The sequence below is a fragment of the Staphylococcus sp. EG-SA-18 genome, from assembly GCF_017151825.1.
GTDB classification, from domain to species: domain Bacteria; phylum Bacillota; class Bacilli; order Staphylococcales; family Staphylococcaceae; genus Staphylococcus; species Staphylococcus aureus.
Map to the genome: position 1 here is coordinate 1 of NZ_JACYVY010000025.1, position 23,007 is coordinate 23,007.

A 23,007-nucleotide genomic window follows, 5' to 3' on the forward strand; every position below is an offset into this window, starting at 1 on the left:
AGTGTAAAATGTACTTGGGTCATGTAAAAGTCCTCCTGGGTATGTTTTTGTCGTTAAAAACATTGTACCGTAAAAGGACTGTTATATGGCCTTTTTACTTTTACACAATTATACGGACTTTATCTAATGACATTCTATATTTATGCGATTCTCAAGAAAAAAATAATGTTTATAAAAATTTTATTCTGGATGTAAAGAATTATTTTGAATATAGTGGTGAGAAAAAAATGAATGACAAAATAAATCATTTGATTAAAATAACAGGATGGTTTACAGGACTCTTTTTCTTGTTACTAATTATAGTATCATGTACGGTATGGCAAATAGGATGGATAGATATCATAAGTTATACTGTAACAATATCAACATTTATTACTATAGGGTATGAAAGGTTTATGTGGAAGTGGAAATTGTTTCGTATATTTAATAAGCAAGCTGATATATCAGGAGATTATGAGGCAACACTCAGACATTTTTATGGAGAAGGTGGAATTAAAAAGGTAAGTGTGGAAATAAAACAAACTTTTTTAACAGTAAATATTGAATTCAGAAGCGATGAAATTACTAGTAATAGTATTACAGCAGATATTATTGAAGAACATGGTAAAAATATATTGTACTATACTTATATAACAAATCCAAAAGCCGAATTCGAAAAGAAAAATCCTATTAATCGAGGAACAACAAGATTAATAGTTGAAGAAAATGAATTGACTGGAAAGTATTGGACTGGAGCCGAAACCACAGGTGATCTAAGACTCAAAAAACTAAAATAAAGTATTGATACCAAAATAAATTCAATTTTATTTTGGTATTTTTAGCAATATCACTAACAAGGGGAAGCTTATCATAAATGATGCGGTTTTTTCTTGAAAAATTTAATTAGATATTAGAATCCTTTAATTTATTTGAAAATCAGAAGTGAGTAACAATGGTAAGTGAAATAGTTAGTGCAATAATTGGAATTATAGGGATTTATTGAGATGTATGGAGATGCGGGGCATTTATCGAGTAGATTACAATTAGAGCATGTAGGTGATTTGCTTTTTCATGCAAGTAAAGATAAACTTTTAAAAATCCTATAAGAATTTAGAAACTTTAGAATAACTAAATATTAAAAAAATATCGTATGAAAGTGAAATTAGGATGAGAGACCATAGCTAAATTAAAAATTTTAGCAAAAACTAACTTAAAGACTGCGAGTAATCTTTAAGTTAGGTTAAAAATAATTAATTTAAGCAAAATTATCTGCTTTTTGTGATCGTAGCCATCTATAATAATCTTTTGCTAGTAGTTGATAGACAGTGTCATAAAAGTCTCTATTATTGCTAAACATTTTAGAGTATGCAGCTTCTCCTTGATTATATTGATCAATCAAGAAGTCTTGGAATTGTTGTTGGAATAAACTATTCGCAAACATTTCTTCGCTGTTGTTTTGAGCCATATTTACAAGTTTCGCATCTGTATTGTTTATCAATGTTTCTCGCATGTTTTTAACGAGTACTCTATCGCCTTGAGTAAAATCATTTGGAAAACGTTCATTGATTTTGTGTATAATTTCATTTAAAGAATCGTATTCTTCTTCAGGTCTAACAGTTGCATTCACTTCTGAAGGATGAGCCAATTGCCCATTTTCTACATCTTCATTGACGAGTGCTATATCTCCTTTGAAATCTTCCTGCAATTTATAGTATTCTAACTTTACTTTGTCTTCAATATCGATATAGTTGCGTTGTTTTTCAGGAATAAATTTTAACAAGAAACCAGTGAAAATACTTTCTTCTAGTAACTCTTTATCAAAAGTACGATCAATTTGAGCGATATAGTTATACCATTTGTTGAAGTTCCTTAGTGTAACTCTGAAATCGTATTGAACATCTTCTGGTAGGTCACTGTATCTACTAATAACGGGGCGTAACACGCTACTCAATCGACCAAGTAATTGATCATTTTGCTTTTGTTTTGCTTGACGATTTAATTTCATTACTGTTTGAATATCATCATCATTGTATATATGGAATTTACGTAGTTTACTCTGTGTATCATAAATTAAATTAATATTAATTTCTTCTTTTAGAGAAGTTGCTTCGTAAAAAGGTTGGAATGCTTCATATATTTCTTCTGCTGTATTTACAAAATCAAGAATAAAAGTATCTGTTTTTCCAGGCATAGTACGATTGAGGCGAGACAATGTTTGGACTGCCTTTACTCCGCGTAATCTCTTATCGACAAACATTGTATGAAGTAAAGGTTCGTCAAATCCCGTTTGGTATTTTTCTGCGACAATTAATAAATTAAAGTCTTCACTATGAAATGCTTCTTTCAGTTGATTTTCTTGGATGCGTTCTCCAGAATGTGTTAAGTTCATCTTCGGCTCTGTATATTCAATTCCATCATCTTCTACAGTACCTGAAAAAGCGACTAACACATCCATATCCGTGTATCCTTTTTCTTTGATGTACTTTTTGAACTCTTGCATATACCGTACGGCGTGGAGTCGTGAAGCTGTCACAATCATTGCCTTTCCTCTACCTTGGACTGCTTTTTGTGTCACTGATCTAAATTGTTCAATCATAATCTCGGCTTTTTGTCTAAGTACCCAAGGATGAAGAGATTGATATTTAGCGATAGCTCGAACTGCTTCTGTTTTTGGCAATTCTGGGTCTTCTTCAATCGATTTCGCAATTTTATAGGAAGTGTTGTATGTCATATAATTTTGTAAAACGTTTAGAATAAATCCTTCTTCAATGGCTTGTCTCATACTATAAATATGAAATGGATGATAGGACCCATCTGCTTGTTTTGTTCCAAACATTTCAATCGTTTTCTCTTTCGGTGTAGCTGTAAAAGCAAAAAAACTTAAGTTGTCGTGTTGACCTTGGGACAGTAATGTTTGAACAATTTGATCTTGGTCATCTAGCGATTGATCTTCAACGCTTTCTTCAAATTCTTGGTATTCCTTTAAAGAAGCTTCTTTGTCTGCTAACGCATGTTTTAATTTTTGTGCACTGCTTCCTGTTTGAGAAGAATGCGCTTCATCGACCAAAATCGCAAAACTTCTACCTGCTGTATTATCTATTTCATCATAAATTACTGGGAACTTCTGTAATGTAGTAATAATAATTTTCTTTTGGTCATTTATAGCTGTTTTTAAATCTTGAGAAGTTTTATTATCTCCAATAGTTTCGACTTGCCCAACAGTATGCTCGAAACTCATTAATGTATTTTGAAGTTGGCGATCTAAAACAGTACGGTCTGTAACAACAATGACCGATGAATAGATTGGTTGATCCTCATTACTATGCAAGGAAGCGAGATGGTATGCCAACCAAGCAATACTATTAGACTTACCCGAACCAGCAGAATGTTGAATGAGATAATTCTTTCCAGGACCATGGTGCTGAGTATCTGATATTAATTTTTTCACAACATCCAGTTGGTGATAACGTGGAAAAATTAGTAGTTTTTTCTTTTCTTCTAAATTCATAAACCTTTCAAAAATATCCAATAATTGATAGCTTGTGAGTACATTCTCCCATAAATAAGAAGTAGGGTATCCAGATGGATTAGATGGATTTCCTGCACCTCCAACACGACCAGGACCATTAGATCCTTGATCGAATGGCAGAAAGTAAGTGTTCCCTTTTGCGAGTTTTGTTGTCATTAACACATTAAAATGATCTACTGCAAAATAGACTAAGAATCGAGAGTTAAATTGAAAAATTAATTCCTTTGGATCTCTATCTTGTTCAAATTGTAATCTCGCATGTTCCACATTTTGGCCTGTATATTGATTTTTAAGTTCTAATGCAACAAGAGGAATCCCATTAATCATTAACACCATATCAATAGTGTTTCTATACTTATTACTATATTGAAATTGTCGCACACATTGAAAACGATTAGCTTCATAATTTTTTATATTTTCTGTATTTAAAGATGATGCAGGTTGAAAGTAAACAACTTTAAAAGAGACTCCTCGATCTCTGATACCTTTACGAAGGACATGTAAGATGCCGTGATTTGTGATTTCTTCATTTAGTCGTTTTAAAAACTTCTGTTCTGCATTTGTACGATAGATTGATACGTATCGCTTCCAATTTTTTGGTTGAGTTTGTTTTACAAATTCTAATAATACTGTTGGATCGAGTGCGATATTTGCATCGTAATGAGTATCTTGAAATCTTACTGACTCCCATCCCCCGTACTGAACTAGACTCGCTTCTATATCTTGTTCAAAATTAATTTCTTTATTTTTTATCACTGATATCACTCCTTACACTTCTTTTTTACCTGTGACATACTCATAAATTAATGATTTCTTATAATTCTCTAACTCTTTAATAACTTTTGTTTTATCTTCAATGAGCCTATCGATAGTAGAAACTTTATCATCTAGATATTGGACGATTTGTTGTTGTTCATGCAATAGAGGGATCGCATAAGAATAATTATAGAATTGACCTTGATATAGATGTTTAATGGTGCTAGCACCTTGATTATTAGAATTGTACCAATTCCAAAACATATTTGATAACAAATTATAATACATAAATTTTTTATTAATAGTATTTTTTAATTTTTCCCTAATCAGTAGTACACCTGAATTTAATGAAACTTTTTTTGGAACATTTGTTGCTAAAGCGACTTTTCCAATCGTGCCGTCTTTAGTGATTAATAAATCATTTTCTTTAATATGAATATCTGGAGCTTCTTCAAAACGTTCTTCACTAATTCTAACGCAAGAATCCCACCTGATTATGCCTTTTTTGAAATCAGTTCCCGTTATGAGATAGGGTCCTACAGTCTGATATTCATTAGAAGTTAAACCTTGCCATCCAATACGCCCTTTTAAATTGAAATCATGTTTAATTTTTCGAACACTCCAATTTGAAGGGATACTACCAATCCAATCATTACCACTTTCTTTCATTTCCACATTCGGGTCTATGCCTTTTGTCACCGCTTCTGTGATGAGTGATTGTTTGTATTTTTTAAGTTCTTCGATAGATTGATATGTTGTGTCTATGATATTTGAGATAATTTTTAATTGGTAATTAATGTATATTTCAATTTTTTTAATAGTTTCTTTCTCAGGTAACGCAATGATAAAATTTTGTATATCTGTAGCAGATATGTTAGGTTGAGCTGATCCTGATGAGAATAAGTTAATATATTCGCTAAATAAACCAGTATTTATATAATAATAAATAAACTTACTAAAAGAAGACCTTATGATTCCCACTCTTTGATTTATATAATATAAATCGTCTACTTGTTCTATCAATAAATTTTTTCCAGTTGTTCCCCCACTCATAGCAAAAAGAATATCATTATTTTTTAATAAATATTTAGTTGGAAATTTGAGAGATTCGTTTGAGTAAGAAAGGTTATCGAGAATAATCTCCTTGGTATTAAATGACTTAATTGTTATTACTTTTTTATTATTATCTGAAATCGTGAAAAGTTCACTTTTAAAGGCATAACCACTTATAAAGTCAATAATATTTTTAAGCTTAGTAATAGTCCAATACTTTGGTATATATCCAATCCACTCAATTCCGCTGTATTTCATTTCTCTACTCATTTGTATCCACTTCCTTTCCAGATAATGCTTGGAAGTTTTTAATAATAGACTCTTCGAGTTGTTTAATACGTTCTGAAATAACTTCAGATGGTTCTGGTGGTGTATATTTGTAAAACAATCTAGTAAATGGAATTTCATACCCTATCTTATCTTTTTTACGATCCATCCATGCATCTTGATTAAATGGTAATATTTCACGTTCAAAATATTCATTAATATCTTCTGTTAAGGGAATATCTTCTGTATCTCTAAGGTTCGTGTCTACACTCTTGCTTCCATTCTTTTTATAAACGATATCTCCGTTTTCGTCTCGTTGCGGTCGTTCAATAGTCACTCGAGTAAAACCAAATGATTCATTCTTAAGTATTTTTGACTCTACAGTTCCATCTCCTAGATAGTATTCTTTATCATTAAATTCTCCATAAGCTTGCACAATCATTTCTCGACATGCTTCAGAAATATCTACGCGTTTTTCACCAATATTCTTACGACGTTTTTCATACATATTGGACGCATCAACGAGTTGTACTTTCCCTTGACGTTCTGGAGATTTATCTTTAGTAATAATCCAAATATACGTTGAAATTCCTGTATTGTAGAATAAGTCGTTAGGAAGTTGGATTATGCCCTCTAACCAATCATTCTCAATTACGTACTGACGAATTAAACTCTCGCCAGCACCTGGGTTTCCAGAGAATAAGGCAGAACCGTTGTGAATAATTGCCATGCGTCCTGTTTCCTTTAATTTTGAAATACCATTGAGTTGAAATAACAACTGTCCATCACTAACTCGAGGCAATCCAACACCAAAGCGACCGAGTTCACCAAGTTCATGTTCTGCTTTTACTGCTTTTTGGTCCTTTTTCCAATCGACACCAAATGGTGGGTTGGAGATACAGTAATCAAATGTAAATCCTTCAAACCGGTCGCTCGTTAATGTACTTCCAAGCGCCATGTTTTCAGGATCTCCCCCACGAATCATTGTATCTGCTTTCGAAATCGCATAAGTTTCAGGATTTAGCTCTTGACCAAAGGTAGCTACTTCGGCAGTATCATTCATATCGTGAATACGTTCTGTCATTGCTGAGAGCATTTGGGAAGTTCCCATTGTTTGGTCGTAGACAGTTTTGAAAACATGTTCTTTAAACAAAGTATCTTTATCTTCGATAAGCAATAAATCAGTCATGAGATAAATGATATCTCGACTCGTGAAGTGTGCACCTGCTTCCTCGTTATAGCTTTCCGAAAATTTTCGTACAAGTTCCTCGAACACGTATCCCATATCTGTGCTTGTCATTTTGTCTGGACCTAGATATGCATCTGCTTTGTTAAATTCTTGAATCACATAAAATAGCACGTCATTATCTGCCATTGTCGTAATTTCAACGTCGAACTTAAAGTTATTGAGAATATCTTGCATGTTTTCAGAGAAACCATTGAGATAAGCTCTAAAGTTTGATTCAATATTTGCTGGGTCTGCGAGTAATGTTTCAAAAGTATATAAGCTTGTATTATAAAATGAATACCCTGAAGCGTTCTTCAAAAGGCGTTCTCGCATTACGTCATTTATTGATTGGGTATTTTCTGCAGTCTTAAGAACTTTGTCTCGCGTTTTTAGTAATGTATCGTGAAGACGTTTAATGACAGTCATTGGTAAGATAACCTTTCCATATTCATGAGGTTTGTATAAACCCCTTAAAATGTCTGCAACATTCCAAATAAGGTTTGCTTGTTTTTGAACATTAATTGATGTTTGTTGATGTCTTTTAAATTCGCTCATTATGTATATCTCCTTTAATAGATAAAAAAGTAAAATTCTCTATTTCTATATTATCAGAGATAGAAACAATTTTTTAAATAGTTCTTAAATAATCCTATTATGTTAATTAAAAATAGAAAAAAATAGTAATAAGAGCATCCCTCACCATAAAAGTGAAGGATGCTTTAGTTTTATTAGAATATAGTTTTCATTTTAATAGATAATGGTTAATAATTGTCTGTAAATCATTATTAAGGACCGTTGTTATAGAGTCATCATCCATAAAATCGTCATAGATTTTATCAAGTATTTCTTCATCTTCAATCGCTGTAAAATGATGTACTAGTCCTTTTACGATAGATATATAATTTTGAGATGCTAAGCAATTAGGAACCGTTCGCCAGTCTGATTGTGTAGTTTCATGGTTCATAGGTAAGCCTCCTTTATTTCAATGTCCATTTTTGACGCGCTTTAGGATTGAGTGGATGCATAATTTCATTTGTTGCTGGATTTATGAGCTTTTTGACTTTCTTTTTATGAGGTTTTAACATTTCCATCACCTGTGATACACGTTCTATAACAACTGGTCGCTTAGCATAGGCGCCATAAGCTAGAATCACTGTGTCACTTTCACTAATCGTCTTCATCAAGTGAATGTCTGTGTGTTTGTCATAAGGCTCTTTGATATGTTTAAGGTTCTCTGGGGTTTTAATATTTGAAAATAGATTCACAAGATATACAGCACCATATTGTTCAGAATTCGCTAATTGGTTAAGAATAAGAACAGTAGTAAGATCGAGTGATAACACACCATCTAAATGGGGGTACATCGTTATCACTGTACAAGCTGGTTTCTTTTCATCCCAAGTTTTCTTGAGTAAATAGCGGTGCTGTTTGTCATCGCTAAATATGGCTTCTGTGTGTATTGTACTTTTAATTGTATTCATATATCATCATTTCCTTTAGTATTCTTCTGGTAAAAGCATCACATAATAAAAAACGTCTACATCATCTTCTCGGATGACGTAGACTTTCTTAGGTAATGCATTTTGATTTTTTATATAGTTTGTATAGTGATATTCCAATTTGTATGCGGGTTGTTCTTGTTCATGTGTGATTGAGAGTATATTTTCATCTTCTTGTAGTTTAAAAATGTGTAGGTAATCTGTATTAAGTTGATTGTCTCGATCTTTTACCATATTCCAAAGTAGGATTTGAAGGTCTAGAGATAGTTGTTTACTAATGCCTTTTGTGATGTATCGATTGATTTTCATACTATTTTCCTCCATTTTGCTTTTCTTTCATGATGTCAATTACTTCGTTAATAACTGTAACAGATAGTTGAGCGATCTTGATCCAGTTCATATTATTCTCCTCCTTTTTGTAATAGATGACGTTCATCGATAATTGTATTTTTAGTATCTGTGAGGTATAGAAAGTCCATATCAAAATGATCCAGATAACCAATACTGATGAGTTGGTTATTGGCGTACATAAGAAATGGATAGATACTTAGCTCATGTAGTTCATCGTTATAGTAGGTATAAGTTTCAAGTGTAAGATGCGCAAGTGGGGTATGGTCTACAAAGCGAGTAGGAAGTATATTTTCTGCTGCTTCTTCTAACGCTTCACATTCCCATGTTTCATTGTTAGATAGTTGGAATAGACGAGTTATATATTGTTTGAGTTCTTGAGTGGTTGTTTTCATATCATTGCCTCCTAGATAGTGTTAGCGATGTATTTCATATACATCACTGAGATAATATATATTTGATTTATCATTTATTACGAATCCCGGTGGGAATAAGAGAAAATCCCATATGAAAAACTGCTACAAACATTGATATGACAAGAAAATCCCGTTATCCCGCTCATTTGTTGGGAAATATAGGTATATATTTATATATTATTTGGATTTGGTGGTGTTATTACGACTTACTTTTTCTTTTTATATTATTTATTTATAAATAATAACGGGATTTTGGGATTACGCTTGCGTAATCCTTCTCCTACATGAAGTTAGCCAATCCCGTTACTATCCCACTTATATTTTGTTTTGGGATGTTCTTTCGTCATATCAATATAAGCTTCACATTGAGCCATGATTTGTTAGCGTGTTGAATATATTTGTTAGATGAGTGTTATTGAATGACGAAAGGACAGTACATAGATATTATATTTGAAAGTAGAGTGTTTGAGGCAAAAACAAAGACGAAGTGCTGAGGAGCACTTCGTCTAGATTGTTATTATTAAAAAGTTGTTTAATAATTTCATTATTGAGCTTGAGAGTGACATAGAATTGTTTTTTATGATTCTCGTCTTTACGAATATCAATACGGTCAATAACCGTTAGGTATAATGCTTTGAGCTGTGATTTATCCATGGATTCTATATTTTGAAATATTCGTTGTAATAGGGCAGCGATTTGTTTCGTATCATAAGATGGTTTCTCTTGATTTTGTTGCTGCTTGAGTTGATTCATTTGGTTTGTAATATCATTCAGTTTTGTTTCATATTGATGAATGGTTGGTTTGAGTGCAGATGTTAAGTCTGGATTGTCTTCGATGGTTTGAACGAGATTTTTAAGTTTGATGTTTACTTCATCAAATTGTTGTTGTTTATAAGCAATATCATGATTGAGTGCAGCTACATCGACTTGATTATCTTGATTAACACGTTCGACAACTTGTTTGAGAACTTTATCGCTTTTGACAATTTCAAGTATTTGATCCATAACGTATTTCTCAATGACATCGGCTCTAACGCTATTCGCAGAACATACTTTTGAGCCTTTGTTTCGGAAGTTACTACAAGAATAATAACGTATTCGCTTCTTAGTACCATCTTTCAATGTGTTCGTTGTGTTACTAGCTGCCATTGGTGCACCACATTGTGGGCAGTGAATAATACCTGTTAATAGATTGGTTCCTTTCCCATGAACTTGAGGTTTTTGACTGACCTGTTTTTTGCGTGATTGGACTTTATCCCATAATTCTTGACTAATAATAGGAGGGTGTTTACCATCAGCTATAATAGGTTTATCATTTAGTCCTTTACGACGCTTTTCATTCCAATCTTTGTACTTCGCAAATTGAATTTTACCAATGTAGAATGGATTGACTAAGATATAGGTTATTGAATTGATACTAAATGGATTGCCTTTTTTAGTCACATAGCCTTTGTGATTGAGTGCATTGGCTATTTTACGATAACCATGACCTTTGGCATAAGATTCAAAGATATATTTAACGATGTTAGCTTCATGTTGATTAATCATTAATTCTTTTTTATTATCAGGTATGTTATTATATCCTAATGGAAGATTGCCTTGATAATAGCCCTTTAAAGCTCTTTGATGTTGCCCGTTGTAAATATTCTCTAAAATTGTATTTCTTTCAAATTCGGAAAACTTGCAAGTATCTGGAGCATTAACTTGCCTGTTGAATTTTTGACTTCCATACGTTCAGACAAGCTAAAAAATTCAACATTTTGACGATGAAGTTCTTCGACGATTGTAAGTAAATCGGAAGTATTACGTGCCAAACGATTTGTTTTATAAACCATAACACAGTCTAATTTTCCATTTTTAGCATCATTTAACATGCGCTGTAATTCAGGACGGTTCATAGATTTTCCTGATATACCCCGATCTGCATATATATCAACGAGTTCATAGCCGTTGAATTGGCAATATTGCTCTATTTGTGTAATTTGTCCCTCGATGCTATAACCCTCTACTTGTCTCTCTGTGGACACGCGAATGTAGCCTCCTACAAGCTTTTTCTTCATTTTATCCATTATAATCCATCCTTTCTTTAATTATACAATTGATAATTTCATAGTCTGCTTTACAATATTCAGTGGTTCGTTTTTGAAATAGATGCCAGCGAGGCTTTTATTTTTAGAAATATTAATTTCATCAATATAGGGGTACAACATGTTTAGCGTGAAACGTTGTTGAATGATGTTTTGGAAAGCTTTTCGAATTTGATACGCACTGATTGATGATATAGGTTTTGATTGTTGATGTAATGAGTGCGTTTGTTCTTTGAACGTTTCTGCATCAATTTTGCCTTGGGCTAATTTTTCTATCAGCTGCTCGTGATTGAGTGTAGTTTTAATTTCTATATCTCTTTGTCTTTTGAGTCGTTGTTGAATAGTATGGTTTATTTTTGAATAGAGCTGTTGATTTTGAAAGAAGTCCTGACAAGTCGCTAAAACACTTGTTTCTAATTCTTGTGCGTTGATTCCTTTAAATTCACAAACAAAGCGAGCGTTATTCATATTTTGCGGACAGACATAGTAACGCAATGAATGATCTGGTTTTCGGACAGTCATGTTTGTGAGTGTCGAATGACAATAGGGACATTTGATTTTTTGTTTGAGTTGATTTTCTGACGGCTTACATTTTACTTGTTTCTGAGTTCGGGTAACTTGAGCTTCTTCGTATATCGTTGTACTGACAATAGCTGGGAACATGTTTTCATATTGTCCGTATTGATTGATAACACGGCCACAGTAATTAGGATTGAGGATAATATTACGCACTTGATAAGGCTTGCGATTAATGAAGTTATCATCAGCTTCTAAGTATTGCGCAATTTTTTTATAACCATAACCTTGAAGGTAATAATTGAACACAGCTTTTACTGTTGGTGACTTTACTGTGTCTATCGTGAAAGTACCATTATGATAGTGATACCCAAAGGGCGCATGTGTTGTAATTAGTTTACCTTGTCTCGCTTTTTCTTTGATTCCATTTTTGACTTGTTCGCCTATATTATCAGATTCTAGTTCGGCCAAGCTGATGAAAATATTGAGTTTGAGCCGATCGAATGCTTTATCCATGTCGAAGTAGCCATCATGAACGCTTAAGATATGAACATGATACGTTTGACATAATTTCATGAGCTTTAATGCATTTTTTAGATTACGATGAAGTCGATTTAGACGATAGCAACATAATACGTCACATTGTCCTTGTTGAATCAGTTCAGTAATTTGTTGATAACCATTCCGCTTATCAGTACGTCCTGATTGTTTATCGCTATAAAAGGTAATGTGTTGAATATTATGTTTTTCGGCTAATGCCTTGATGGTTTGTTTTTGTGCTGCTAAGGATTGTTGCTTTGTAGTGCTCTGTCGTAAGTAACCTATTGCTTGTTTCATAGTATTTCCTCCTTCCAAAGTGATAATATATATTTATGAACGAATTTATAGATGAGCCCAACACCTGCTGGTGTTGGGCGTTATTATTAGTCATCAGCATGATTAATTTCTTCAACAACTAAATCAGCTAGTAATTCAATCAATTCATCCATTTTATCTAATCCTGTACGATTGCATCTTTAAGTTATTAAAAATCAATTAAATCATCATTCTGTTTTTTCCATGATTCAAGCATCTTTTTGTTATCCAAGTTAATTTTAGCTTTAATAGGTTCAGCATCTTTAGTTAGACCAAAAATAGACGCATATTCTGAATCTAACTTTAAATGGTAAAAAACAAGTGACTGTTTCTTGCCATAGTCATCTTTTACTGTTCTTTTTGTCGTGATTCGATCACGGTCAGATTCGATAAATCCTTTATCTCTTAGTGCATTCACGACATTGTTGACATCCTGAAAGTGTTGTTCTTTCAGCATATCTTTAAATACAGTCGCAATGATTTTGACCTCGATATAATCATCTTTTAAGGCAATTAGTCCATAATTCTCAATCATATTCTTTAACGCTGTGTCATCAGAAAACTTACCACGGTTTTGTGCTACAAATTGTGTAATGACTTCAATCGCTTTATCTGCCAGTGATCGTTCAGAGACTGTATGAGTATGATAATCAATAAAGTAGTCTCTTATTTTAGCGATATCAATATTTGTAGCTAAAACACGACCTAATATTTGCGCAGATGTTGTAATGACTGCATAACGCTTAAACATACGAATACCTGTATTGTTTGCTTCACTCTTCAATTTAGCTTTAAACCAATGATGTTCATCTTTAAACCATTGAATAACTTCCTCTTCACGATTTATAAGGTATTGAGCTACTAACGGTAAAACATGACCATAGTTTAGCGCCACAGCTTTTTTAATATTGTCAGCATTGGTCGCATTTGTAGTAAATTGCTCATTAATTTCAATGGTTCTTACACGTAACCCATCGTTTTGAGCTGAATCAGTAAAAATACTGTATTCTGACGTTGAAATGACAGAAGTTCCCCAATTCTTAGGTGTTTTAACTTCTCCATGAACGTTTGAACGTTGACGCCCTTGACCTTCAGCGATGGAGTACAATAACCCTGTTGTATCTTTAAAAGTTGCTGAGGAGAGCTCGTCAAATACCATAGGTATGCCATAATTGTTACTCAAGTAACCTTCAAGAGCGTTACGTGTGCCATTCCAACTTCGAAAAAGCGTTTTATTACCTTTGGTTGGATTTCCAGCGACGGATACCGCTAAAGCTGCCGCTGTTGATTTACCGGTTGATGACTGGCCTGTAAAACTAAAGATGATACCAGCAAATTCAACCTCATGTTTATGCTTCAGAAAGGCTGTCACTAAGGCAGAAATTCCAAATATGACCGCTAACTCTAGAAGAAGATGACCTTTGACTTCGTTCATATACATATTTAACCAATCTTTAAATGTCCCTTTAGGCTCTAATAGATAAGCACTATCGACAATAGGCTCTAAAGATGCTAACTGATCATATTGTTTAGATGTGTAAACGGTATCTACCATTACAATGTAACCGTGGGGTGTTTCTATGATGCCCGAGCCATCATATAAATCAGAAGTGGGCAGTTCATCGCGCATTAACTGTAGTGCATAGCTCAAATCTCTTATATAACTTTCATTGATACTGTGACCATATTTAATCAAGGAAGGTAAGTTTCGAGTTGTTAAAATATCAGATTCAAATGTATGTTCTTTATCCTTACCGTTAGAAATAATTATTTTTTCTGTATTTTCTGAGGCATGCCAAAATTTAGCTTCAACAACGATACAACTAGATATAGGCACTACTTTTTCCTTATCTCCATCTTTTTTAGGTGGAAAAGTTTTACGCCACGCCTTTGCATCTAATTGGTATGGACCTGCTTCAAAAATGATGTAATGACTCATTAGCGAACACCTCCTTTCGAAGGGTTGCTATCTTGGAGTGGATTAGGTCCGACTTTCATATATACTAAATGACCATTGGTATTTTTACCGATAATAATAAATGGAACACTTGGCGCATTTTTAACAAAATATGCGAACCAACGTCCAACATTTTGTTGTACAGCTTTTGAGCATTGTACATTTGCACGACGGTTCAAGTCATGGAAAGTAAATACTTGTCCCTCCGGTAAAACGAATCCAATTCCTAAAATTCTTCTTTTCAACAGTTTAAAATCATCTTCTTGCTCGTAAGTCATTTGGATCATCCTTTGTATATTAGTCATCATTTAAATGATGCCTTTGTATCTTATATCTACACTGAGATATAAAGTTCTAAATTTGAGAGGAAAATATTAGGACATTGGTATTACACCTTTTGTTAATTAAAAAACCCAACGATAAAAAAATCGTTGGGTTTAAAAAGGTATGTTAATAATATAATTTAGATGCACTATTCAATTTTTTTAAGCGTAATTTATAAAAATCATTAATTACCTGAATCATTAATTTATCAAGAATACCATTGTAATCGTTATTAAAAGTCTCCCTACTATATATTTCACTAATATTATAATCATTAAGGTTTGAAATTAATGAATCTTCTATTTTCATTGTTAGTTCTGGGTGCTGTTCAATTGTATTGCGAACTAATATTTTTAATTGAGTATTTCTTACATAACCATTAATAAGACTTTCGAAACGAATTAAATTTTCTTCGTGTTTATCTATTATTGTATTCAACTCATTTTTTAAACTATTCAAACTGTGTAAGGCAATTAATATATCGTATTGAGATGCTTCTTCGATAATACGACTTGAAACATTGACTACTTTATCAATTAAATCAGTTATAGCAGTGAATAATGTAAAATGAAATGTATCCTCAATTGTTGTTAAATAAAATAACTCATTATTACTAATTAACTTATTTTTCTTCATAAATTTATCTATATTATTTTTAGATTTAATAATATCGTCTATTGTTAAATTAACTTTACGTGAACTTTTTTTCATAATACTACGGATAAATTTGAAGTAAGTATCATTATGATCGTATAGATTAAGAGAAATACCAATTACAGCCTGTCTAAATTGATCTATTTCATCAGATTGATTTAAGCTATTATTATTGTGAGATGAAGGTTTGATACTATTAGCTATTTCAAAGTATTGAGAGTTACTCTTTCTTTCTCTAATTAAACCTTCGATTACTAACTTTTTAAAATACTGAGATTTATTTATACTTGAGATATCTTTTTTTACATACGAATCTTGTTTTTCTTTATAAATGAGGTATCTTGTTAAAAAGTCGCTTATTATAATATCATCAACATTTTTTAACGATAAATCTCGGTGTTGTTTTAATATCGTATGCTTTAAATCCTTAAAGCTTTCTAAAGAAGAGACTTGATCTGCATTTTTCATATAACTTACTTGCTGTTTAATTTGCTCTAACTCAATATTTTTTCGAATTTCTTTCATAGCTTTGTTAGCTATTTTTTTAGCGAATTCTGTTGTATGGTTGATTGTTTCTAAGTAATCATTAAAATATGTTTCTAGGTCATTTAAATCTAATATATTCAAAATGGCTGTACCTTGATCAATAAACTCATTTAATAAGTCTTTAATATCAATTTTACTTTGACTATCAATAAAATAATGCATTTTATTTTTTATAAAATGTTTAGGGATTTCATCTATAAAAAAACCAGTTTTGTCACATTCCACAGTATGTTGCTCCACAGTTTGTTCATCCTGATTTATAAAATAACTTACATATATAGTTTCGCTAGGTTGGGCTTTTCCACATATAAAATTTGGTCGGTATTCTTTAGGTAAATAATCCTCTAAGTATTCTTCTAATATAAATTCTGAATCAATTTTATGTATAAAATAACTAAAATTCCGAAACCACATTTCTATTTTCCATTTATTTTTAATCATAGTATTACTCACTTTCAATAATTAAATGTATAGACATAATGCTAGTTTTATTTTTAAGATATTTCAATAATGTTTACTAATTTTTCCCTATAAGATAAGATATACAATATAAAAGGGAACAAACGTTCCTATTGGAGGGGTCCTATGAAAAGGTCAGTCGAGTCTTTCAGTGAGTTACATCAAGTTTTAAAGAATTATAGAGATAATAGCTTATGGTTATTTAGAGGTCATAGTAATTTGAATTGGAGTTTAGTTCCGAAAGCTGGTCGAGCACCTTATGATAAATATGATGATGAAGAAACATTTTATGCTTGGAAACGTCAAGCAATGATATTTTTAAAAGAGACTTATAGTGATTGGGATATGCTAACTATAGCGCAACATCACGGATTAGCTACTAGACTATTGGATTGGAGTTTTAATCCTTTAGTTGCTGCCTTTTTTGCGGTGCAAACATATGAGGATTGTGATGCTGTTATTTATGCCTATTTAAAAAAATCGGATATGAATATGAAAGGGGCTACGCCTTTTAAGAGTAAATGGATAAAAAAAGTAAAGCCTAACGGTCTAGCTTCGAGAGTGGTTAGACAAAGTGGAATTTTTACTATTCATGAGCCTCCTACAAATTCTATAGAAGCTAATCTTTCAGAGAAAGAAGAACTACACAAAATCATCATAAAGAAACATTATCGCAAAAAATTAAGAGAAGAGTTATCTTATTATGGTATCAACGAATTATCATTATTTCCTGACTTAGATGGTTTATCTAGCCATGTTAATTGGATAATGGAGATAAATCCATACGCTTCAAATAATATAACGCAAGAATTAAATTCAATTAATGAATAAGATTATAAAAAGCGAGGTATTATATGTCAGTATTAGAAACTAAATTAAAAAGTCAAATGTCAAAATCTGCAAAAATAGCTAGAAATATGAATAAGTTACCAGATGAAATTGATAGATTAAGAAAAAGGATAGAAAGAATAAATAAAAAAAGAAAACCTACTTCCAGTAATATTAGAGATTTGGAAAAATCTAATAAGCAATTAGTTACAAAGCAGCAAAAACTTGCAGATTTACAAGTTGAGTATACTAAGATTGAGAAAAAAATTAATGAAACAAAAATTAATCTTCAAAAAGAGCAGTCTAGGAATCAAAAGAAATTATCCAGTATGTTAGATAAAAATACAAAAGGAAATGAAGAGATTATGGAAAAATTATTAACTAATTCAGATCAAATAAATGAGATATCAAATCAGATAAAAAAAGCAGTGAATCAAAAAGAGATAATTGAATATGATGTCTTTCTATCCCATTCTAGTTTAGATAAAGAAGATTATGTATCTAAGATAAGTGAAAAACTAATAGAAAAAGGACTAAAAGTCTTTGAAGATGTTAAAGTTTTTGAAATCGGAAAAAGTCAAACAGAAACTATGAATATGGGTATACTAAACTCTCGGTTTGTTGTAGTATTTTTATCCCCTAATTTTATTGAAAGTGGTTGGAGCAGGTACGAATTTTTATCCTTTCTAAACAGAGAAATAAATGAAGAGCATGTTATTATATTACCTATTTGGCATAAAGTGAGTGTTGAAGATGTACGTGCATACAACCCATATTTAGTAGATAAGTATGCATTGAATACAAGTGATTTTAGTATAGAAGAAATAGTAGAAAAAATTTATCAAGTAATCGTTAATTCTAAGAATTAGTAATAGTATTGGTTATCTACTTTAAAAGCAAAGAGGGAATTAAATGAAAAAAGCAGTGTTTTTATTACTAAATGAGTATGCAGAATGGTAAGCAAGCTACTGTTCCTCTATTTTAAACCAAAGCAGTGAATGGAAAATAGAAACAACTTCAATTTATGAATATTTTACCTCGATTGGTGGATTTACAATTAAAGTAGTAATAGTTATCCAATATTTTCTAGTTGATTCTCTTATAATATGTCCAATTAAGTGTAGATGATTCAAGATGATATTGAGGGAAGGATGAGAATGTGTCTTTCAGGTAGCTCATTTGATGATAACCTTAAACATAATATTTACTTTCATCCTGCTGAAAAAGAGGTTACAGTTTCAAGCCGATAGAATACATTGGGTTATATAAAGACAAAGCAATAAAAGCTATCGGAAAAGTAGACAAAGTAATAGTGACGGAAATAAATGAGAGCTCATTATCCTTGAAGACAGTTTATCCTGTAGGTACTGAGTTATCGATTGATGAGTATGAAATAGTTAAAAATAAAATAATGGTGCTTGGGAAAGAAAAGTGGACTAATCTATTGAACGAACCCCATTATTATTACTTAATTGAAGATTTTATAGAGACAGACTACAAGAAAACATCTAAAGGTGGATTGATGGGAGTTAAGTATTTTAATGTGAATGAAATTTTGAATAGGGATTGCTTAACCACCGAACAAATCGCTAAAGAATTATGTAATAAAGATTGGGAATGATAAATAGTGAATGAAGCTATAATGCAATAATGTATGTATAACATAATCAAGTAATGAATTTAATGATAAGAGAGTATGGAGTAAAGAATTGAATTAGTTTGCATGGTCTATGTATCTTAAAGGTGTTGAAGGAGATACACCGAAGTATGCAGTACCAATTCTTGAAACAGACTTTAGTGATTTACCATCTACACATACGACAGTCGGATCACTTGATCGGTTTCGAGATAAGACAATGAGCATTAACAGAAGCGGGAGTAACTGTTGAATTCCATTTATATCCAGTTAGATACTAGAGTTTGAAGTGATAAATCTTGATTCGGATGCTGAAATAAGTAAAAGAGCAGTTACTGAATATAATATAAGTATAAATATGCCACTAGATATTTTAAGGAGTATTTATTCACTTTTATAAAATCATCTGCTAAGATAGTATGGAAGATTTTTATAGGAGCTGATTATAATGCGACATATAAATATGTCATACATCATACGCTATAGTACTCTAACTCAAAGATAAGAAGTACTTAGTTATGAATAGCATTCATTTCACAAAGTACTTCAACAAAAATGGAGGAATATGAAATGAATAAAATAGAAGTGTATAAGTTTGTTAAAGTAAAGCAGTTAGTATATCAATTGATTAAGTTATATCGTACAAACGATATGAATTCCCATAAAACACAAAAAGATTTTTTACTAAATGAAATTAATGATATCTTTAAAGAAAAAGATATTGATATCTCGGACTTTATTACATCGATTGACGATGTAAAATTAACTAAGAAAAAAGCAGAACATCTTTTAAATGAATTAAAAGTGTACATCCAAGATTTTGAAATACCTTCATCAAGTCAACTGGAGAAAATTTTTCGTAAAGTAAAAAAATTAAAGAGACCAGATATAAATTTAATTGATACAAAAGAAATTTCATATTTAGGATGGAATGATAATTCTTCTAACCGAAAATATATCGTTTATAAAAATTTAGATGATAAATTCGAAGGTATATATGGCGAAATTTCACCAAATAAAGTAAAAGGATTCTGTAAAATTTGTAATCAGGAATCTGATACATCACTCTTTCTCAATAAAACTAAACATAATAAGAGTAGTGGAACATATACTAAAAAAGGAGATTACATTTGTTATGACAGTTTTAAATGTAATCAGAACCTAGATGATATAAATAATCTTTACGAATTTATTGTTAAAATAAAATAGATCCAAACAGCCCTGATCTTTAGAACTAATGATCAGGGTTGTTATATTTTGTACCTCACTCTTAATCGATACGCTGAAAGTCCCTATAAATAGAACGTACGTTCCGTTTGTAGTATAATGACAAAAATATTAAATTAGAGGATTAAAAATGGGATTATAATTTTTTAATGTACCAAACTGAAAAAGGCTAAATAAAGATAAATATAAGATTAGAAAAAACTGTATGGATTAGGCAATATTTATATATAATGAAATGAATTAACAGAAAATCGAATTATCCGGAAAAACCGTACTGTTCGATTGGAAGGGAATAGAGAAGGTGAAAAGAATTAACTTCAATTATCATCTTATTTCTGAAAAAAGATATGAAAAACGGACGCAAGACACTTTAAATATTAGTAACAACGTAAAGTGAATAAAATCTATATTAAGGCATCGTGATGAATTTAATATAATTGATAAAAATGATTAATTATCCATTTTATTTATAATATATTATTTTTAGCAATTGTATGTATATTTTTCTTGATTTACTCTAATAGTACAGAAACTATAAACAACAATCTTCTAAAATACGCTGAAAGTTATCATAAGTGATGGTAAAAAAATGAGTAAGTAGATGAAGAGTGAAAATCAGATTAATTAATAATAATGTATCAAATTTAAATAAAGGGGGTCTTTAAGTATGAATTTAAGAGGTCATGAAAATAGACTTAAATTTCTTGAGAAATATGATGTGACACCTATATCACATTTAAAATTATTAGAAGGTCAAAAGAAAGACGGTGAAGGCGGTAGACTGACAGATAGCTATTATTGTTTTTCATACAGTTTAAAAGATAATTCTAAAAAAGTTTTAGGTACGTTTAATTGTGGTTATCATATTGCTGAAGATTTACTAAAATTATCAAATCAAGACAAATTACCTTTATTTAACCCGTTTAAAGTAATTAATAAAGGTAATCAATTGCAAGGCGTAACGAATAAAGGTAATTTAGATATTAATAGGCAAAGAAAACAGTATAATGAAGTGGCTTTACAGCTTTCAAACGCTATTAATTTAATCATAATTTGTTATGAGGGTAATATTAAAGAACCACTTTCAACGATAAAATACGAAACCGATAAATATTATTATAGTGAACCATATGATAGTAAAATTAAAGCAGTAAATACTATTATAGGTAATTTGTTTGATAAGAAATTAGTTGAGAAGATATCTGAAATTAATGTAAATCAGGAAATTAGAAAATTTGATTTTTCATTACTCACTAATAAAATTAAAAAATATGAGATACAAAATAATTTTGAATAAGTGGAGGTAAGTCAATATTAAATATAGAAGCTAGTATTAAGGATATTCAAGATATTATAAATTATTTTATTAAATGTGACGTTAATAATAAGTATTATGAAAGTAAGCAAAGAAGCAGTCTCGAAAAGTTAGCTTTAAAATTGGATAAAGTAAGTAATCAGTTAAACAATGAAAACATTGAAGGTATGAAAAAGATAATTGAAAAAGTAGCAGAAGCAAATAGAGTTATCGCTAAATCTTCTTTAAGAAAAAATTGAGTGTTTTAGTAAGATGATTGAAGTTGATAATAAATCTACTAATCAAAAGAAATTTTAAATATATATTGAGTTAAAACTTGAAAAACTTATATCTAAATGAAGAAACGGGAAACCATTCTGAATCCTCACCCTTTCCCGTTCCAAAATCATTGATAATGAAAAACATCGCTTATACGGGGTATTGCATATTTTGCCTTAAGTTCAAATACTATACATATAATAGAATCACAACTAAAAGCACGTCATAACTGTACTGTTCATTCTGTACAGTAGGTATTAAACTATTAAATAGGTATAAGATTAAACGAAAGCCAAGATGCATAATGTCATGGCTTTTTATATTGAAAAAACATGCGATAATTTGTTCCCAAATGTCCTTATAGTTGTACCAATATCTGTAATAGAACACTAGAAACTTGGTTTAACCTTTCCTTTTCGTAAATAAATGTAAAGATATACCATAAGGATCTCTTACATAACCATAACCTTCAGTATAGAACTCTGGGCTGAATGCTTTTAATACTTCACTGCCTTTTTCTATTAACTGGTCATACACACGCTTAGTTTCTTCTACATGGTCAAAAGTGAGACAAAGAGATATATTATTACCTTGTGTTATGGGCAAACCTTCAGTGTCATCTGCGATCATAATTTTTATATCTCCAAATTGAAGTACACATTGATCAATTTTATTTAAATCTTTTTTATCAATATTAAGTTTCTTATCTGTCGGTCTATCCTTGATACGTTGGATATACAGTGTTTTAGCGCCAAACAGCTCTTCATACAACCTTTTCAAACCATCTGCATTTTCTATAATTAAAAAATATGGACTTACTTGAAATTTCATGTTTTTTCCTCCTTAGATTTGTTATAAATAAGTATATACTGTATTAGTGTCACCTATTGATACTAAAAGGGGAATAATAATGAAAAAATCTGCTAGATTATATCATATGATTGAATACTGTAATGAAAATAGGAATTTCAAGTTAAATGATTTAATGTCAGAATTTAATATTTCTCGTAGTACTGCTTTAAGGGATATAAAAGAAATTGAAGCATTAGGAGTGCCTTTATATAGTAGTACAGGGAAAAATGGCGGTTATATGACCATAGGTAATCGAAACCAAACGAAAATAGCAATCACAGACGAAGAATTGAAAGCTTTAGTATTTACACTTTCAAGTATCTCCAATGTTAGTAAGTTACCTTTTCAAACAGAATATCAAGAAATATTAAAAAAATTATATAATAATTCGAATAAAAAAGAATTGATAAACCAGTAT

At 31.0% G+C, this 23,007-nt stretch carries 20 protein-coding genes and 1 pseudogene; 8 read left to right on the plus strand and 13 right to left on the minus strand.

The window, feature by feature from the left end; all coding sequences use genetic code 11:
* Positions 1 to 776 (plus strand): Cap15 family cyclic dinucleotide receptor domain-containing protein (locus tag IDG66_RS07625; RefSeq protein ID WP_234449688.1); only part of this gene is annotated, 776 nt, incomplete at its 5' end.
* A gap of 458 nt (positions 777 to 1,234) precedes the next feature.
* On the opposite strand, the gene IDG66_RS07630 is transcribed toward IDG66_RS07625, so the two are convergent.
* The 12 genes and pseudogenes from IDG66_RS07630 to IDG66_RS07685 all read right to left on the minus strand — a co-directional run bounded on the left by IDG66_RS07630 (position 1,235) and on the right by IDG66_RS07685 (position 16,455).
* The gene (locus IDG66_RS07630; protein WP_000594505.1) at positions 1,235 to 4,264 is read right to left on the minus strand and encodes a type I restriction endonuclease subunit R; all 3,030 of its coding nucleotides are present in this window, start codon (positions 4,262 to 4,264) and stop codon (positions 1,235 to 1,237) included.
* Positions 4,265 to 4,276: 12 nt separating this feature from the next.
* Positions 4,277 to 5,587: a restriction endonuclease subunit S gene (locus IDG66_RS07635; protein ID WP_000085808.1), complete on the minus strand. Its 1,311-nt coding sequence runs from the start codon at positions 5,585 to 5,587 to the stop codon at positions 4,277 to 4,279.
* Positions 5,580 to 7,367 (minus strand): type I restriction-modification system subunit M, encoded by a 1,788-nt coding sequence (locus IDG66_RS07640; protein WP_001288670.1) that lies wholly within the window; start codon positions 7,365 to 7,367, stop codon positions 5,580 to 5,582. Before IDG66_RS07640 ends, IDG66_RS07635 begins: the two co-directional genes overlap by 8 nt.
* A gap of 187 nt (positions 7,368 to 7,554) precedes the next feature.
* Positions 7,555 to 7,776, minus strand: a complete 222-nt coding sequence (locus tag IDG66_RS07645) for a hypothetical protein (RefSeq protein ID WP_001015195.1) — start codon at positions 7,774 to 7,776, stop codon at positions 7,555 to 7,557.
* A gap of 13 nt (positions 7,777 to 7,789) precedes the next feature.
* On the minus strand, positions 7,790 to 8,293 hold the full coding sequence (locus IDG66_RS07650) for a DUF1643 domain-containing protein (RefSeq protein ID WP_001092193.1): 504 nt from the start codon (positions 8,291 to 8,293) through the stop codon (positions 7,790 to 7,792).
* A 15-nt stretch (positions 8,294 to 8,308) separates the two neighbouring features.
* The gene (locus IDG66_RS07655; RefSeq protein WP_000700850.1) at positions 8,309 to 8,620 is read right to left on the minus strand and encodes a DUF960 family protein; all 312 of its coding nucleotides are present in this window, start codon (positions 8,618 to 8,620) and stop codon (positions 8,309 to 8,311) included.
* Between the two features lie 92 nt (positions 8,621 to 8,712).
* Complete coding sequence (locus tag IDG66_RS07660) at positions 8,713 to 9,054, minus strand: SAUGI family uracil-DNA glycosylase inhibitor (protein WP_000859158.1); 342 nt, start codon at positions 9,052 to 9,054, stop codon at positions 8,713 to 8,715.
* Positions 9,055 to 9,519: 465 nt separating this feature from the next.
* Positions 9,520 to 11,144, minus strand: a pseudogene (gene ccrB, locus IDG66_RS07665) (cassette chromosome recombinase CcrB).
* Positions 11,145 to 11,165: 21 nt separating this feature from the next.
* Positions 11,166 to 12,515 carry a cassette chromosome recombinase CcrA gene (ccrA, locus tag IDG66_RS07670; protein ID WP_000806248.1) on the minus strand — a complete coding sequence of 450 codons (1,350 nt, stop codon included), beginning with the start codon at positions 12,513 to 12,515 and terminating at the stop codon, positions 11,166 to 11,168.
* A gap of 187 nt (positions 12,516 to 12,702) precedes the next feature.
* The gene (gene cch1, locus IDG66_RS07675) at positions 12,703 to 14,472 is read right to left on the minus strand and encodes a cassette chromosome replicative helicase (protein ID WP_000020211.1); all 1,770 of its coding nucleotides are present in this window, start codon (positions 14,470 to 14,472) and stop codon (positions 12,703 to 12,705) included.
* Positions 14,472 to 14,768, minus strand: a complete 297-nt coding sequence (gene ssb / locus IDG66_RS07680) for a cassette chromosome ssDNA-binding protein (RefSeq protein ID WP_000220590.1) — start codon at positions 14,766 to 14,768, stop codon at positions 14,472 to 14,474. Before ssb ends, cch1 begins: the two co-directional genes overlap by 1 nt.
* Positions 14,769 to 14,940: 172 nt before the next feature.
* Positions 14,941 to 16,455, minus strand: a complete 1,515-nt coding sequence (locus IDG66_RS07685; RefSeq protein WP_000594571.1) for a hypothetical protein — start codon at positions 16,453 to 16,455, stop codon at positions 14,941 to 14,943.
* Between the two features lie 144 nt (positions 16,456 to 16,599).
* Here IDG66_RS07685 and IDG66_RS07690 point away from each other — a divergent pair, with 144 nt between their 5' ends.
* From IDG66_RS07690 to IDG66_RS07715, 6 genes are all read left to right on the plus strand, one after another.
* On the plus strand, positions 16,600 to 17,304 hold the full coding sequence (locus IDG66_RS07690; RefSeq protein WP_000831222.1) for an FRG domain-containing protein: 705 nt from the start codon (positions 16,600 to 16,602) through the stop codon (positions 17,302 to 17,304).
* Positions 17,305 to 17,327: 23 nt separating this feature from the next.
* Positions 17,328 to 18,170: an NAD(+) hydrolase TirS gene (gene tirS / locus IDG66_RS07695; RefSeq protein WP_000114516.1), complete on the plus strand. Its 843-nt coding sequence runs from the start codon at positions 17,328 to 17,330 to the stop codon at positions 18,168 to 18,170.
* Positions 18,171 to 18,643: 473 nt separating this feature from the next.
* Entirely contained in the window at positions 18,644 to 18,922 is a 279-nt protein-coding gene (locus IDG66_RS07700) for a hypothetical protein (RefSeq protein WP_001837210.1), read from the plus strand.
* A 109-nt stretch (positions 18,923 to 19,031) separates the two neighbouring features.
* The gene (locus IDG66_RS07705) at positions 19,032 to 19,190 is read left to right on the plus strand and encodes a hypothetical protein (RefSeq protein ID WP_023604766.1); all 159 of its coding nucleotides are present in this window, start codon (positions 19,032 to 19,034) and stop codon (positions 19,188 to 19,190) included.
* Positions 19,191 to 19,507: 317 nt separating this feature from the next.
* Complete coding sequence (locus IDG66_RS07710; protein ID WP_001033157.1) at positions 19,508 to 20,146, plus strand: fusidic acid resistance EF-G-binding protein FusC; 639 nt, start codon at positions 19,508 to 19,510, stop codon at positions 20,144 to 20,146.
* A gap of 685 nt (positions 20,147 to 20,831) precedes the next feature.
* Positions 20,832 to 21,461, plus strand: coding sequence for a hypothetical protein (locus tag IDG66_RS07715; RefSeq protein ID WP_001053440.1), 630 nt, complete (start codon positions 20,832 to 20,834; stop codon positions 21,459 to 21,461).
* A gap of 678 nt (positions 21,462 to 22,139) precedes the next feature.
* Here IDG66_RS07715 and IDG66_RS07725 read toward each other — a convergent pair.
* Positions 22,140 to 22,568, minus strand: a complete 429-nt coding sequence (locus IDG66_RS07725; protein ID WP_206172183.1) for a VOC family protein — start codon at positions 22,566 to 22,568, stop codon at positions 22,140 to 22,142.
* Between the two features lie 79 nt (positions 22,569 to 22,647).
* Here IDG66_RS07725 and IDG66_RS07730 point away from each other — a divergent pair.
* Positions 22,648 to 23,007 (plus strand): helix-turn-helix transcriptional regulator (locus tag IDG66_RS07730; RefSeq protein ID WP_206172184.1); only part of this gene is annotated, 360 nt, incomplete at its 3' end.

Bases quoted from the DNA above. Each gene is read 5' to 3' on its own strand.
- IDG66_RS07635 (WP_000085808.1), bottom strand. From the start codon at position 5,587: ATGAGTAGAGAAATGAAATACAGCGGAATTGAGTGGATTGGATATATA.
- IDG66_RS07640 (WP_001288670.1), bottom strand. From the start codon at position 7,367: ATGAGCGAATTTAAAAGACATCAACAAACATCAATTAATGTTCAAAAA.
- IDG66_RS07645 (WP_001015195.1), bottom strand. From the start codon at position 7,776: ATGAACCATGAAACTACACAATCAGACTGGCGAACGGTTCCTAATTGC.
- IDG66_RS07650 (WP_001092193.1), bottom strand. From the start codon at position 8,293: ATGAATACAATTAAAAGTACAATACACACAGAAGCCATATTTAGCGAT.
- IDG66_RS07655 (WP_000700850.1), bottom strand. From the start codon at position 8,620: ATGAAAATCAATCGATACATCACAAAAGGCATTAGTAAACAACTATCT.
- IDG66_RS07660 (WP_000859158.1), bottom strand. From the start codon at position 9,054: ATGAAAACAACCACTCAAGAACTCAAACAATATATAACTCGTCTATTC.
- ccrA (WP_000806248.1), bottom strand. From the start codon at position 12,515: ATGAAACAAGCAATAGGTTACTTACGACAGAGCACTACAAAGCAACAA.
- cch1 (WP_000020211.1), bottom strand. From the start codon at position 14,472: ATGAGTCATTACATCATTTTTGAAGCAGGTCCATACCAATTAGATGCA.
- ssb (WP_000220590.1), bottom strand. From the start codon at position 14,768: ATGACTTACGAGCAAGAAGATGATTTTAAACTGTTGAAAAGAAGAATT.
- IDG66_RS07685 (WP_000594571.1), bottom strand. From the start codon at position 16,455: ATGATTAAAAATAAATGGAAAATAGAAATGTGGTTTCGGAATTTTAGT.
- IDG66_RS07690 (WP_000831222.1), top strand. From the start codon at position 16,600: ATGAAAAGGTCAGTCGAGTCTTTCAGTGAGTTACATCAAGTTTTAAAG.
- tirS (WP_000114516.1), top strand. From the start codon at position 17,328: ATGTCAGTATTAGAAACTAAATTAAAAAGTCAAATGTCAAAATCTGCA.
- IDG66_RS07705 (WP_023604766.1), top strand. From the start codon at position 19,032: ATGTATCTTAAAGGTGTTGAAGGAGATACACCGAAGTATGCAGTACCA.
- IDG66_RS07710 (WP_001033157.1), top strand. From the start codon at position 19,508: ATGAATAAAATAGAAGTGTATAAGTTTGTTAAAGTAAAGCAGTTAGTA.
- IDG66_RS07715 (WP_001053440.1), top strand. From the start codon at position 20,832: ATGAATTTAAGAGGTCATGAAAATAGACTTAAATTTCTTGAGAAATAT.
- IDG66_RS07725 (WP_206172183.1), bottom strand. From the start codon at position 22,568: ATGAAATTTCAAGTAAGTCCATATTTTTTAATTATAGAAAATGCAGAT.